The sequence below is a fragment of the Actinocorallia aurea genome (genome assembly GCF_054783995.1).
The window spans coordinates 1-12,660 of sequence record NZ_BAAGPQ010000030.1 but is presented as its reverse complement, the minus strand read 5'-3'; the positions used below and the strand labels follow the sequence as shown (position 1 = coordinate 12,660).

16 protein-coding genes are annotated in these 12,660 nt (G+C 69.9%); 12 read left to right on the top strand and 4 right to left on the bottom strand.

Annotated elements, in window-relative coordinates:
- Window positions 1-6 precede the first annotated feature (6 nt).
- Together ACYVOM_RS33510 and ACYVOM_RS33505 are read left to right on the top strand one after the other, a co-directional pair.
- On the top strand, window positions 7-1,107 hold the full coding sequence (locus ACYVOM_RS33510) for a hypothetical protein (RefSeq protein WP_460307589.1): 1,101 nt from the start codon (window positions 7-9) through the stop codon (window positions 1,105-1,107).
- A gap of 22 nt (window positions 1,108-1,129) precedes the next feature.
- Window positions 1,130-2,557 (top strand): hypothetical protein, encoded by a 1,428-nt coding sequence (locus tag ACYVOM_RS33505; protein WP_460307588.1) that lies wholly within the window; start codon window positions 1,130-1,132, stop codon window positions 2,555-2,557.
- Window positions 2,558-2,623: 66 nt separating this feature from the next.
- Here the strand turns inward: ACYVOM_RS33505 and ACYVOM_RS33500 are convergent, their stop codons facing one another.
- On the bottom strand, window positions 2,624-2,902 hold the full coding sequence (locus tag ACYVOM_RS33500; RefSeq protein WP_460307587.1) for a hypothetical protein: 279 nt from the start codon (window positions 2,900-2,902) through the stop codon (window positions 2,624-2,626).
- 230 nt (window positions 2,903-3,132) lie between these two features.
- On the opposite strand from ACYVOM_RS33500, the gene ACYVOM_RS33495 reads away from it, so the two are divergent.
- The 10 genes from ACYVOM_RS33495 to ACYVOM_RS33450 all read left to right on the top strand — a co-directional run bounded on the left by ACYVOM_RS33495 (window position 3,133) and on the right by ACYVOM_RS33450 (window position 8,754).
- On the top strand, window positions 3,133-3,660 hold the full coding sequence (locus ACYVOM_RS33495) for a hypothetical protein (RefSeq protein ID WP_460307586.1): 528 nt from the start codon (window positions 3,133-3,135) through the stop codon (window positions 3,658-3,660).
- 69 nt (window positions 3,661-3,729) lie between these two features.
- A complete protein-coding gene (locus tag ACYVOM_RS33490) occupies window positions 3,730-4,173 on the top strand; it encodes a hypothetical protein (RefSeq protein WP_460307585.1) in 444 nt (147 codons plus the stop codon).
- A 75-nt stretch (window positions 4,174-4,248) separates the two neighbouring features.
- Window positions 4,249-4,521, top strand: coding sequence for a hypothetical protein (locus ACYVOM_RS33485; protein ID WP_460307584.1), 273 nt, complete (start codon window positions 4,249-4,251; stop codon window positions 4,519-4,521).
- On the top strand, window positions 4,518-4,868 hold the full coding sequence (locus tag ACYVOM_RS33480) for a hypothetical protein (RefSeq protein ID WP_460307583.1): 351 nt from the start codon (window positions 4,518-4,520) through the stop codon (window positions 4,866-4,868). Before ACYVOM_RS33485 ends, ACYVOM_RS33480 begins: the two co-directional genes overlap by 4 nt.
- 125 nt (window positions 4,869-4,993) lie before the next feature.
- Entirely contained in the window at window positions 4,994-5,320 is a 327-nt protein-coding gene (locus ACYVOM_RS33475; RefSeq protein WP_460307582.1) for a hypothetical protein, read from the top strand.
- Window positions 5,321-5,398: 78 nt separating this feature from the next.
- Window positions 5,399-5,692 (top strand): hypothetical protein, encoded by a 294-nt coding sequence (locus ACYVOM_RS33470; RefSeq protein WP_460307581.1) that lies wholly within the window; start codon window positions 5,399-5,401, stop codon window positions 5,690-5,692.
- Window positions 5,693-5,985: 293 nt separating this feature from the next.
- Window positions 5,986-6,162 carry a hypothetical protein gene (locus ACYVOM_RS33465; protein WP_460307580.1) on the top strand — a complete coding sequence of 59 codons (177 nt, stop codon included), beginning with the start codon at window positions 5,986-5,988 and terminating at the stop codon, window positions 6,160-6,162.
- A gap of 233 nt (window positions 6,163-6,395) precedes the next feature.
- A complete protein-coding gene (locus ACYVOM_RS33460) occupies window positions 6,396-7,883 on the top strand; it encodes a hypothetical protein (RefSeq protein ID WP_460307579.1) in 1,488 nt (495 codons plus the stop codon).
- A gap of 51 nt (window positions 7,884-7,934) precedes the next feature.
- Window positions 7,935-8,309, top strand: coding sequence for a hypothetical protein (locus tag ACYVOM_RS33455; protein ID WP_460307578.1), 375 nt, complete (start codon window positions 7,935-7,937; stop codon window positions 8,307-8,309).
- 64 nt (window positions 8,310-8,373) lie between these two features.
- Window positions 8,374-8,754 (top strand): hypothetical protein, encoded by a 381-nt coding sequence (locus tag ACYVOM_RS33450; RefSeq protein WP_460307577.1) that lies wholly within the window; start codon window positions 8,374-8,376, stop codon window positions 8,752-8,754.
- 35 nt (window positions 8,755-8,789) lie between these two features.
- Here ACYVOM_RS33450 and ACYVOM_RS33445 read toward each other — a convergent pair whose 3' ends face one another.
- From ACYVOM_RS33445 to ACYVOM_RS33435, 3 genes are all read right to left on the bottom strand, one after another.
- Window positions 8,790-9,485, bottom strand: a complete 696-nt coding sequence (locus tag ACYVOM_RS33445) for a hypothetical protein (RefSeq protein ID WP_460307576.1) — start codon at window positions 9,483-9,485, stop codon at window positions 8,790-8,792.
- A 100-nt stretch (window positions 9,486-9,585) separates the two neighbouring features.
- The gene (locus ACYVOM_RS33440; RefSeq protein ID WP_460307575.1) at window positions 9,586-10,425 is read right to left on the bottom strand and encodes a ParA family protein; all 840 of its coding nucleotides are present in this window, start codon (window positions 10,423-10,425) and stop codon (window positions 9,586-9,588) included.
- A gap of 56 nt (window positions 10,426-10,481) precedes the next feature.
- On the bottom strand, window positions 10,482-11,861 hold the full coding sequence (locus ACYVOM_RS33435; RefSeq protein ID WP_460307574.1) for a ParB/RepB/Spo0J family partition protein: 1,380 nt from the start codon (window positions 11,859-11,861) through the stop codon (window positions 10,482-10,484).
- Window positions 11,862-12,660: the final 799 nt, after the last annotated feature.

Here is a 12,660-nt window from a genome sequence, read left to right as displayed (position 1 = left end):
GTCGTCATGGAGTACCTCGCCCAGGCCCGCGCCGTCGACGGCGCGGGCCTTCGGAGCGACACCGAGAGCGTCACCCGGTGGGCGCGGCGGGTGTTCGACCCGTGGTGGCCGGCCGCGGACGCCCAGGCGGACGCGATCCCTAGCGTCCCCGTCGTCCAGGCCACCGTCGACGAGAGCTTCCCGGCCGCGTTCATGGCGCTGGTCGAGGGCAAACGGCCGACGGAAGGCGTGTTCGGCGGTCGGCCGGTGTGGTTCCGGTGGGACGGCAAGGCTGTCGTGGCGACCACACGCACGGTCGGGATGCTCCGGGTGGAAGGGCATCCCGTCCAGGTGTTCGGCGCGAATCCCGACCGGGTGGCGGTAGTGGCCTACCGGGTGCTGCGCGAGGTCGCGCGGGCCCGGCTCGTCGACGCCGGGTGGACGCTCATCCGCGCTTCCGCCGCGGTCGGCGACGACGGCGGCGCCGTCCTGTTCGTCGGCGCAGGCCAAAGGAGCATGTCGGCGGCGGCGCTCATGCTCGCGGCGGCGCCTGGCTGGAAACTGCTGGCAAGTGAGCGCGTCTTCGCCCGGCACGCCGGCGAGGACCGTGTGGAGCTGCTGCCGTGGCCTGGACCCGTCACGGTGGGCATCAGCGCGCTGAGGGCGCTCGGCCTCCGCGCGCAGGTCACCGGAAAGCTGACCGACGGTATCGCCCCGTACCCGGTGCAGGAAGGCAGCGGCGTCCAGTTCCTGCAGGAGCGGCGGATGTCGGGGATGTGGAGCCACCACGACCCCGTGGTGGCGCTGTGGCCCGACCAGATACCAGATTGGCTGGGCGTCGGATTGGGGACGTCGGAGGCTCACGTCGACTGCATCGTCCACCCCGTGTACGCACCGATGGAGACGCCGACCGCGCGGCCGTTCGGGGTGACGTTGCCGGACGATCTGGAGCTCACGGCACAGACCGACCCTCGCTATCAGGACGTCCTCGGCCTGTCCCCCCGGGCGTCCTTCGATGCGCGCACAGCAGGGGAGGCGTTGGCGGGCCTGCGGCGGTGGCGGGCGACGCTCGGCGCGCACGGCGAAGCGAACGCCGCGTTGCTCGCCAGCCTGGCCGACGGCCGATAGCCCACCATCAGAAAGGCAGCGCATGACAGAGTTGGAGGTGCCGTTTCGCCTCACCCCAGGGGCAGCGGCGATCCTCGATGCCCAGTACGTGGATTTCCGCGGGTCGAGTGACGGTGATGAGTCGGACGCGGTGGCGCTCGACGCCGTCCGGGCGGCCATCAGCGCGGAGGGGACCGCGGCCGTGGTGCGGGCCCTGTTCGGCCATTTGCAGAACTACGCGAATGTCTGCCACGAAGGAACGAAGACGCTGCCCGCGGTCGCGTTGGCGTGGCTGGAGGAGGCCTACGAGCGGCGCCAGGCCCCCACGGACGGCCTGTCGTGGTTGTTCATGGGGATCGAGGTCGGGCGGCCGCTGGAGGCGATGCTGGAGCTGAGGGGCGAGGCGGCGGAAAGTTTCGTCTTCGACCTGGGGCGGCTGGTGTTCCTGGTCGAGTCGATCGCCCGCACCGGCAGGCTCGGCGCCTGGCTTGCCGGATCCGATGTTTCCGCGCCGCCGTTGCGCGGCCTCATGAGGGACCTGAGCCCGCTGCGCGACCTCCTGGAAAGCGCCGGGGCCTCCTCCGCCTACGGGTGGGATTCCGATTGCGCGCGGCACCTGGGTGCTGCGGTGAGCCGGTGGGGGGCGCGGCTGTGCGCCACCGCGTTCGTAGGCCTCATCGCCCTCTGCCTGCACCGGGTGGAGGAGGAACGCCGGGACCGGACGCTGCATGAGGCGGTCTCGGTCGCGCAGAAGTGGACCGGCGGCCAGCAGGTGCTGGGCTGGCTGGAGGCTGAACTGGGCGGCGCGCAAGGGGACTGGCCCGAGCCTGCGGGCAGGGAAACGCTCGTCGCCACCCTCGCGGTGACGAGCGAGCTGGTGCGCGCGGAGGCCGGTCTGTCCGCCCGCGAAGCCAGCAGGCTGCTACACAGGGCCGATGTGCTCGCGCTGCTGGAGGAGGTGAAGGACTGGGGCGTCAGCCGCTGGGACGAGTTCAGCGATGGAGTTTGGCCGGAGAACGCCGGGAACGAACTCAAGGCGGCGACGGCCGCCGGCTCCGACTTGCACAGCGAGGCGAAAGCGGTCGTGGTGCGGTGGGGCGGCGAGGCGCTAGGGGTCATGTTCCGCATGGTTGCCGGGATGGTCGACGGGGACGTCAACGGCCACAACGAGCTTCTGCCATTCCTGGTTGACGCGGTGAACAGCGTGAGCACGGGCGAAGGCGTGGTCGCTCGCTCGACCGAGTGGCTGGCCGAGGCCGCCAGGCACCCGCTTGGCGCGCCGCCCGCGCCCAGCCGAGCCGATGACGCCGCAACGCTCGCCCTCGCCCTCGCCGTCAGCATCGTGGTCGCCCAGGCGCGGTCGGCATCCAGGCCTGCCGCCAAGGGGCCGCGCAAGGACTTCACGCACCGTGGAGCCCGGGAGCGTCGCAGGCGCAATCCCGGCGGCGGAGAGCGCCGTCGGCGCAGGTAGCCGCGCGACGCCGAAGGCTCCCGCAGGGTGCGTGTGTGCGGGGGCCTTCTTGATCTTCGGGCGAGGTCAGTTCGCTTGCGGGCTCGCGCTGCGCGATCCCACTTGCAGGCGGGTGCTGACCAAGCGGGGGTGCATCCAGTCCATTTGCAGTTCGTCGCCGCCGGCAGTCGGTGCGCAGTAGATCGGGTACCTGCGGAGGTCTCGGGAGTTCAGGCGGTCGAACCGCCCAGCGGCTTCGAGGGTGAGGAACCAGGCCATGAGGGCGCGTTCGCTCTCGAACCAGGTGTCGTCGCCTTCGCCGCCGACCCGGTAGCGGGCTTCTCCGATCTTGGGGTAGATGCTCACGCTGGAACCCTTCCCGTCGTGAGGCACACCGTGCAGGTGGCCTTGCCGTCTCCGCCCCCGCATACGGGGCACGTCACCGTCTCGGCTTCGTGCTTCCCACGCTCGGCAGGGGTGGGGTTTCCTCCTCGTGGCATACCGCTGACTGTACCCCCGGGGTGGCGTGTCGCTCGGGGAGATGCCGGTTCAGGCCGGAAGACAGAAGCCTCTACCGGTGGTGAGGATGCGCGGCTATGACGAGGGTGGAGTTGGCGGCGGACCTGGAGGAGAGGATTGCGGCGCTCATCGCGCCGCGCGTCCAGGAGGTGGTTGATGAGGTCGCGGTGCGGGCCCGGGAGAACGCGCCGGACGCCAAGGTGTGGGCGCATTCGGGAGACGGCCGGGTGCGGCCGTCGCACCGGGAGGCGGCGGGGGCGGCGATCCCGGCGAATCTGCGGTTCCAGTTGCCGAAGATGGTCCACCAGTCGGGTGCGGCCGGCGGGTGGCGGGTCGTCGCGGGGTTCGACCTGGCGCGGAGGCCGCGGGACCCTGCCCTGCCCCAGCACCAGAGAGACATGTGCCGGTGCACGGTCGTGGTCGTGCCGCGCGGCGTCGCGGCCGGGGTTCGGCCCATCCCTGTGGTGCAGACGGGGCCGCGCGTTGTCGGGGCGGTGGTGGTGGAGTTCGTGCGGGTCGCGGAGTCGGAGTTCCCGTCGGGGGAGGACGGCGGTGGCGGCTGGCTGCGCGAGGCCGGACGGCAGGCGTTGCGCGGCGGCGGCTGAGGAGCCCGTTCTGCCAGCGGGCGGCCGTGGCCAGTGGAAGAGTGAAGTCCCCTACAGAGAGGTCCCATCGTGGCTGATGAGGAACTGAGCGCGCAGGAGAAGCGTGGGATCGAGTTGCTGCTGGCGGCCTACGAGCGGTGGGCGGACATGCCGCCAACCGCCCTCACGTTGGAAGCCGAGATCGTCGCGCCGATCGAGGCGGGGATCCAGTTGATGCTGAACGGCGGCCCTACCTCGACGGGGATGCAAGCCGCCCTGATGCGGATGCATCCCGACTTCCTCGGCACCGCCGACACGTCCGAGCCTGTGCGGATCGAGATGTCCCGGCGCGACGCGTTCGAGCTGCTCGGCGCGTTCCAGGCCCTGCTCCTGCACCCCGGGGTGGCCGGGACGGTTCTGGCGGAGCTGTATGAGCAGGTGGGCCGGTCGATTCAGGACGGCGTCGTCGACGACCCCGAGCTGTACGCGCTGATGGAGACAGGGTGGGATCCCGACCTGGCAGTCGAGATGTAGGGGCAGACGGCTGCACACCTACAGTTGGTGTCACGTATGTTGACATCTTTTCAGGCGCGGGCATAAGATGTCATCATGCGTGACACCAACTCCTGCGAAGTCCTCCCCGCCCCCCTCGCCGACAACCCGTGGGCCGTCGGCCACCTGGCCGTGGAGGGCGAACTCCAGGACGGCATTGATCCCGCCGTCTGGTCTTCGGTCGTCGCCTCCGAGTACGCCTTCGACCCGCCCCGCCCGTGCACGTGCGGTGGCACCACCTACTTCAAGGCGACCGTCGGCACCTACAAGTGCCCCGACTGCGACGCGCTCGGCAGGCCCGTCCTGGCCGTCGCGGAGGCAGGCCGATGAACCTCTCCGAGTCGAACACCCTCAACTTCCTGCTCCGGTGGCTGCTCGGCGGCGGCCGGTTCCCCTCTGACGCGGCGCGCGACGCCGCCGGAGTCCTGGCCGCGCGGTCCTACCACACGCTCAAGGCCGGGCTCACCCCCGATGAGGTCACCGCGCAGTGGCCTGGCGACCTGCCCGGAGAGGTCGAGCGGATGCGCGCCGGAATCGGCGAGCTCGTCGCCGAGTGGGAGGGCGCGCTGAAACGCGACGCGATCGCCGGTTCGGAGTGGGGCGAGTGCCTGCGCAGCAATCTGCCCCGCCTGAGGGCGCTCCTGCCCACCCCCCAGGACGCCGCTCCCGGTTCCTGACCGCACTGCCCGCCCCTTCCCGGGGGCGGGCCCTACAACTCCACAGTGGAACGCCCCCATGGCGGGCGTGGGACCTCCAGGACCGGCGTCGAGCCGGGGCCACCGCTCCCTACAAAGGAGGTCCCATGTCCACCACCTTCGGTGCCGCTTTCGACGGTGCTCCGGAGATCAACCTGAACGGCTCCAACGCCGCCCAGGTCCTGCGGGTCCTCGGGTTCACCGACCCGTACGACCTGATCGGAGGCGAGGCCGACGCCGGGGACTTCCTCGGCCGCGTCCTCATCGCCCAGGGGATGCTCGACGTCGTCGGCGACGTCGGGCGACCGGACGTCACCGACGGCCGGTTCTTCTACGGCGGCCAGGAGCCCGGCTACCTCGCCAGGCGGCTCTCCGAACTCCGCAGCATCGCCGAGCAGGCGCACGCTATGGGGGCCGCCGTCCGGTGGGGGTGACCCGCCTGGGCGGCGCCGGGCCCGCCCCATCCTCGCGGTGGGCGGGCCCGGGGTCCCCGGCGGGGAGAATGAGGACCCATGAGCGAGCAGAACCCCGAAGCCGCGCCCGCCGAACACCGGCCGATCGTGTACGTCGACATGGCCGGCGTCGCGGAATGGTTCGGCGTGTCCCGGGCCGCGGTCGCGCAATGGCGCAGCAGGTACGCCGGCAGCAGCGTCGAGGCCGGCAGGCCGGGACCGTGCCCGGAACCCGACGCGATGACGGGCTCGACGCCGGGCTGGCTGCCGGAGAGGGAAGCGGAGTGGCGTCGGTGGGAAGCGAGCCGGTTGGGGAGCGGGCACGGGAAGGGCGGGCCGAAGCCGAAGCCGTAGTTTCGGCGGGCTCGCGGCGACCGGATCGTTATCCACAACCTGTGCGGAAGTTCCGGCGCGTCCGGCCATTTCCACTTCCCGGACGGTGTAGCGTCTTGGAGTGATCGGTCCCACGGGACCGGTCACCCACACACTTACACATGGGCTGAAAAGGAAAGACGGCGACTCGTTCGCTCCGGAGCTGGTAACTCCGATATCGAGCGACTCGCCGCCGTCCCCCAGCACGGAGCGCTGCGACCTGCTCCTGTGCCAGTCCCTCACGACGGCCCCACTACAGGCCGAAGGAGATTGGTATGAGCGTACCCGCTCTGTCTGCGTGGTTGAGCGTCCAGACACGCATCCCGCGCGATTTCTTCACGAACTTCCGGCCGATGACCACTCTCGGACGGCCCTTCGACACTGCACGCGTTCACGCCGTCACGGCTCTGCCGGTCGGTGCCTTCGGCGTGTCCGGGATGCCCCTGGAATGAGAAAAGCGCCCCAGGAGGGCGCTTCTCACGTCACGAATAGTGCTTCCTGATCCGCCTGGTCGTCCTCGCCAAAGTACTGACCCAGGTGGCTGGAAGAGGCACGCCTTTTGCGTGCTCGAACCGATGGAGATAGTACCTTGCCGCCAACGGTTAGGCCAGTCGCGCCCGAAAACAGATGCGCGAGTTTCCGCCTCACACCGCCCCTCCCTCGCGCCGTCGCGAAGGACCGCCGCTTGTCCCGCCGCGCGCGGGCCCTCGTCATCGAGCAGTGGACGCACGAGCCCGGCTGGACGTTCACCGCGGACGGGATCTGGAGGGCGACCCGCGACGACGACGAGACCGCCGACGACCGCCGAGCGAAGGCCATCGAGGGCCGCGATGCGATCTGCGCCGCGTTCGCCGAAGCACGTGACCTCGGCTACTTCGTGCCCGTCCCGTACATGACGCCCGAAGGCCTAGTCATCCTGTTCACGCTCGACCGCGACGTGGCGCCCGACGACGGCCGCGGCTTCGTCTACATCCCGTGGGAACTCCTCCGCTCCCCTGCCCTGTCGTACCGGGCGCGCGGGCTCCTGGCCGAGCGCCTCGCTGACGGCGACACGGCGGCCGGCCGGACCGTCGCGACGTTCCGCGGCGGCATCGCCGACCTCGCCCTGGCGCGCCCCGACGGCCGCGACGCCACCCGCACCGCCCTGGCCGAGCTCGAACTCCTCGGCTACTGCCTGCGCTCGCAGACCCGCAAAGCGTTCGGCATGCGCGCCACGATGACGTTCCGCTCCTGGGGCTCCGACGACGCCGACACCCCTGTGGACAACGCGCCCGCGGACCAGCCCGTCGACGGGTTTCCCGTGGCGGATTATCAGGGACACCGTGTGAGCTGGGACGATGACGTGTTTCTGCTGGTCAGGACCGGTGACGGCTTCCCAGACCTCATGAAGGACAGCCGGGATAGCTTTGAGGAGAACAACCTTCCTGGCGCTCGCTCCGTTAGGAGCGTTCACCTAGGTGACGCGCGCGAGGGCGAAACGCCTCCGGCGAGCGAACAAGATCACGACTCTCGGGAGATGCCCGAGGGGTCGGCCGCTGAAACCTCCGCCGACAGCCCTGAGATCAACGACAAGGCGGGGGAGCGCACCGGCCCATCCCGCAAGGCCTGGGCGCTCCTCGCATCCCTGCCGCGCGTCTTCCGCGACGGCGCGCCGGGCTGGGTGCGCGGCCGCGCCGCCGAACTACTCGACCGGATGCTCACCGAAGGCCTCCCCGCGGCCGCCATCGTCGCCGCCGGTCACGACCACACCCGGGACCTGTCCGCGCCCGTGGAACGCCACCACCTCGCCGCGCTCCGCCAGGTCCGCCGCATGGTCATCCGCGACCTCATGGCGGGCGATCTGTGCCGCGGCTGCGGCGCACGCCGCGACGGCCACCCCTGCCTGCACTGCACCCAACCCGAACCGCCCGCAGACCAGCACGGGCCGTGCTGCGACCCCGCCGACGGGGGAGAAGCCTGCCCGGGCTGCACCGTCCTCGACCCGACCCCCGAGCAGCTCGCCCGCATCGCCGCGTTCCTCGACAGCGGCCCCGCCGACTCGCCCACCCTGTGGGACGTCCTCGACGGCGTCGACAGCCGAACCCCAGCGCAGGCCCGGGGGAGCCGCGCCGCCCGCATGAACGACGAACGCAACCGGCAGAGCCTCGCCCTGGCCGGACAGCTCCCCGGATGAGCCGGGCCCCGCGACGCGACGGAAACCCCGCCGTGAAACGACACTCCGACCATGACCGGATGCCGTCTCCACGGGCAGCACTGCCGCGTGCCCTGGGGATACGACCCAGCCCACACCGACAGGCGACGCCCCTACACCCTCGACGAGCTCGCCGACCGGAACGAACCTCCGCACCGCTACGCCTACCCGGACACCGCCGCCTACCTGGACGCCTGGCACCTGTGGCGGGCACTGCGCCGCGACGGCCGGCTCAACCCGCAAGAGGCCGCCGCCCGCCTGGACGGCATCGCGCTGCGCCTCACCGGACGCACATACGACGACTTCATGAGGGACGAGCCCGCCGCAGCACGCGCCCGCTGGGACGCCTTCCCAGGCCTCCAGCGCGAGCACGCACCCTCCGACGGCCCACCCGACCGAACGGGCTGACCATGCTAGATATGATTTACCTGTTCGGGTTTGAGACATCCGGGCAGACAGGAGAACACACCCCATGTCCTCAACCACAGCCAAACTCGCCTACGGCTACGACCTCGACGGCGTCGACGACAAATGGAACCTCGCCGAGTACAACGCCGACACCTACGAAGTCGACGTGCCGTGGTGCGACGCTGACGCCGACCTGGCCGACCTCCTCGACGAGCGGCTGCCCGACGGCCTCGGCGTCACGCTGGAGTGCTATGGGTCGCTCTACGAAGGCTGGTCCGGGCACGTGCTCGCCGCCCACGTCGTCGGGGCCGACGAAGGCTCCTCACTCGTCGACCTCGCCGACACCGAAGACTGGAACGCCAAGCTCGCCGCGGCGATCGCCGCCCTCGGCATCACCCCGACCCAGGAGAAGCCAGGCTGGATCCTCTGCGCCCTGGAAAGCTGACCCACCGTGGGACCGCCTCGCACCAAGACCACGGCTCAGGCTTCAGCGGTCTCGATCGCCAGGGCGACCTCGACGGCTGCTTCGAGAGCGGCCGCCGCCTCTTGGCGGAGATGTCCGGGCGGATCACCGATGTGCCGGACGGCACGAATCACCGCGCCAGCGACAGACTCCCAATCGCCCGTCATGTTGTCGGCGTCGACGAGGGTGTCCGCGAGGTCTTCGAGCCAGAACAGGTCCGCATGCCCAGCAAACGCCGGCGTCGCGTCGACGAGCGCCCGCGCGGTCTTCTCCAAGACCGGGCGGTACTCACTTAGCCATGCCCGCAGACCCCGCACTTTGCGTTCCTCGGCTCGCAACTCGGCGCCATTTCGGCTACCTCGCCGCGCCCGGCCCTCGGCGGTCTGCTCGCTTCCCGCGAGGGCAGCACGAAGCCGCTCCCGCTCCTGTCCGGACGCCTGCCGAGACGTCATGCCCATAGCGCGGCTCATCTCGATCCCGAGGCCCTTGATGCGCTGACCGGCGAGAAGCGCATGGAGCTTTTCCCGCGCTAGCAGGTCCTCAAGGAACGAGATGATGACGAGCCGGTCGACGATGTCGCGATCATGACCGGGCCCGGCGTGGTTGCGCTCGCGAACGAACCGGATCCACCCGAAGAGGTCCGCCTCATCGGGGATGTCCAGCAGCTCGCCTTCACCGGCACACTCGACATGCCGGCTCCGCAGGCGGACCACTGCATCTCGCGCTTCCTTCGCCGACGGCACCGTGCGGCGCGGCCCAGCCCCAGCCGGACGGCGCGACCTGTCACCCACGGTTCTGCCAGAACCGGCGGCGTCAGGCCGCGGACTTGTCGGGGAACCCGAGGATCTCCGCGAGTTCGCGGATCGGCGGAAGCGCCGCCGACTTCGGGTCCCAGATCGGCAACGGCTCCTGAGCTTCGTACGCTTCCGGCACCGTCACCACCCGCGGGATGTGCGGCAGCATCAGATCGGCGCCCCACGTCTCACGGGAAAGCTCCTGCATCCGCTGATAGAACTTCCCCTGGCTCTCCGTCTTCGTCGCCTCGTTCGTCATGTACCCGAACACCTTCGGCGTCGCGTGGTACCGGCTGTACCGGCCCGCTACTCCTTCGACGAACTCGGTCAGCCGCACTGCACCGCGGAACTCCTTGAACGTCGGCTTGATGGCGCACAGCACCTCCGAAGCCGCGACCAAGACCGACGTCGTCAACCGGCCCTGCGACGCAGGACAGTCGACGAAAACAAGGTCGTAGTCGTCCTTGGTGATCTCGCGCTCCAAGGTTTCCTGAAGCCACATCACCGCCATGGCGTCCTGCGCCAGCTCAGAGTCAGCCTGTTCCATGTCACGGTGCCCGCGGGCGACGAACACCCCGGGCAGCGCCTCGAACGCATCGTCGTCATCGCCCGCTCCGACACGGGTACGGGCCTGCACGATCGCCGCTGACAGGGGAGCCTTCCCCAGCATCACATCGTGGATCGTCTTGTCCCCGGGCGGCACGACGTCGCCGTCATACGTCGCCCAGTAGGAGAGATCCGACTGGAGGTCAGCGTCGATCACCAGGACGCGATAGCCGTACTGGCCGACCACGACCGCAGTGTTGTACGCGATGGTCGTCTTGCCGACGGAACCCGCGCGGTTCAAGAACGCCACCACTGGCGGCAAGTTCCCGTAGGTGGGGGTAGTGAGTGCTCTCATGATCCTTCCCAGGGTCAGGGGGCAGCGGCAGGGGTGGCCGCGCCGAGTTCCCAAGCCATCGGCTCGTAGCCGTTGGCCGCAAGAAACTTCACGTGCTCGATCGTCGTCCGGTCCCCGCGTCGGCGCTTGTCGGCGGCCCGCAACTCAGGGGCGGCGAGAGACAGCGCGAACGCGAACCTCATCAGCTCCTCAGCATGGCCCGCCGCGAGGACGGCCGCTCGGAACTCGCCCGGTGTCTTCCCCGACGCGTCCGCCACCTCGGCCTTGACAAGCCACGCGTGCGCCCGGGTCACCGCGTTGTCCGCCGCGTTCGAGATCGCCGACACCGCGATCCGGACCATGCTTGGATCTGGGGCGCAGGAGAAGTTGCGGACCAGACGCAGGCAGATGTTTGCCCGCACCGCGGCCGCCTTCGACACCTCAGCCGGAGACGGGCCGTCCTCAGTCGGGGCAGGAGAACCGTTGCGCACGGGCTTCGTCGCTGACGCGCGAGGCTGGGGCACCTCGGCCGGACCCGCCCCGGCGCTGGCCCCTTCGCTTCCACTGGAAGCAACACCGTCGGGCTCACCCCCGCCGCCGCTGCGGCCGCCACCCTCACCGGGGGAGGCCGTGCCCGCATCGGCCGGTTCTGCCAGAACCGAGGAGGAAGCGCCGGAGCCGTCTTCTGCAGGAGGGCTGTCCGACGACGGGTCGTCGGGCACGTCCGCGTTCAGCAAGGCCTGCTGCGCCGCGTCCCTAGGAGACAGACGCTGACCCCGTGGCTTGGACGCGGCAGACTCCTCCAGGAGACGGGCAGCCTCGACCACCAACTGCGGCCCCCCCAGGGCCGACAGAAGGGTCACAGCCGTGTCGATCCCGAGCCGCCCATCCAGGACGAGCGCGCGTGCCTCGTCATCGAGGTCGAGCAACTGCACCCTCTTGATCACGTGGGACTTGGACACCCCACGCTTCTCCGCGATCTTCTCGTAGCTGAGCCCGGGCTTGTCCCCGCGCGGCTCCCGCAACCGCCGGAAGCCCTCAGCCTCCTGGAACACCGTCAGGTCGTTCCGCACCTGGTTCTCATCCAGGAACACACCCGTCAAGTCGGGGATATGCCGGTTCTGAACGTCGATCTTGAGAGTGGTCAGGCCCGCATCCGGCGCCGCGTCGAGCCGACGGTGCCCAGTAAGAAGTACGTACTTGACCTCCGGCGCGAAGGCGCCCTTGTACTCCGGGTACTCCTCGAGGAAGGGCTTGACGTCCGCCACGACGAGGGCCTGGATGACACCGCGCTCCCGCAATGACGCCACCAGCTCGGCCCTCTTACTGCCAGGCCCCAAGTCGGCACCGCGGAGGTTCAGCGGGTTGGGCGCGAGCTCTCCGAGCGGCACTTCGAAACCGTCACTCTCAGGCAAAAGCGGCTTCGCCTTGAGCGTACGCGTCTCCGTGTTCGTTGAGCCACCGGCCTGTCCTCGGGGCACGCTTCTCCTCCCAATGCTCCTGCTACTGGAAGGGGACACTAGCGGTTCTGGCAGAACCAGGGGGGGACCCAGCACTGTTTCAGTCCAGGTTCACATCGGTTCTGGCAGAACCGGCAAGCCCCGGCCCGGTTCTGCCAGAACCGGCAAGCCGCAAACCAGATGGCGCGGCAGCGTCGAGAAACCGCAGGTCAGCGCACGGTCAGCGCAGGTGACAACAGATTGTTGTCACCTTTCGCGCGGCAGCACCCCGTACATCAAGAGGTAGCCCATCAAGTCGACGTGGCCAGCACGCGCCGCCGAGCGATCCCGATGCCTGAACACTCGCCCGCTCCACGTCCTTTCCCCCTCTACACGCGCCGCCGACTCGTACAGGAACCCCTCGTCAGCACCCCGCGGCCACACCTCCGAATAGCCGCAGAACCTCGTACGTACCTCCCAACGCTCCCCACCCGGCCCCTCCACCACGTTCCGCGCCAACTCACGAGCGCGCGACCGCCGCGCATAAGCGCGCGCCGCGCCCTCCAGGATCGGGAGCCCCTCGGGCCCACAGAACAACTCGACCTGGCGAGGCGACGGGCCCGTCGGCCGGACGTGCGACAGCCCGAGACATGACCGCTCACCCTCGACCCACACGACAGCCGTGTGCCCACCGAGAACCCACGCCTCCGCGAGCGTCGGACCCTTCCGCCCCGGCCCTTCGTGGAAGCCCGTCCAGAAGGTGACAGGAGTCCCC

Coding starts and splice junctions, on each gene's coding strand:
- ACYVOM_RS33450 (WP_460307577.1), top strand. CDS start 8,374: ATGTCCTCAACCACAGCCAAACTCGCCTACGGCTACGACCTCGACGGC.
- ACYVOM_RS33470 (WP_460307581.1), top strand. CDS start 5,399: ATGAGCGAGCAGAACCCCGAAGCCGCGCCCGCCGAACACCGGCCGATC.
- ACYVOM_RS33455 (WP_460307578.1), top strand. CDS start 7,935: ATGACCGGATGCCGTCTCCACGGGCAGCACTGCCGCGTGCCCTGGGGA.
- ACYVOM_RS33510 (WP_460307589.1), top strand. CDS start 7: ATGGAGTACCTCGCCCAGGCCCGCGCCGTCGACGGCGCGGGCCTTCGG.
- ACYVOM_RS33465 (WP_460307580.1), top strand. CDS start 5,986: ATGAGCGTACCCGCTCTGTCTGCGTGGTTGAGCGTCCAGACACGCATC.
- ACYVOM_RS33505 (WP_460307588.1), top strand. CDS start 1,130: ATGACAGAGTTGGAGGTGCCGTTTCGCCTCACCCCAGGGGCAGCGGCG.
- ACYVOM_RS33480 (WP_460307583.1), top strand. CDS start 4,518: ATGAACCTCTCCGAGTCGAACACCCTCAACTTCCTGCTCCGGTGGCTG.
- ACYVOM_RS33475 (WP_460307582.1), top strand. CDS start 4,994: ATGTCCACCACCTTCGGTGCCGCTTTCGACGGTGCTCCGGAGATCAAC.
- ACYVOM_RS33495 (WP_460307586.1), top strand. CDS start 3,133: ATGACGAGGGTGGAGTTGGCGGCGGACCTGGAGGAGAGGATTGCGGCG.
- ACYVOM_RS33485 (WP_460307584.1), top strand. CDS start 4,249: ATGCGTGACACCAACTCCTGCGAAGTCCTCCCCGCCCCCCTCGCCGAC.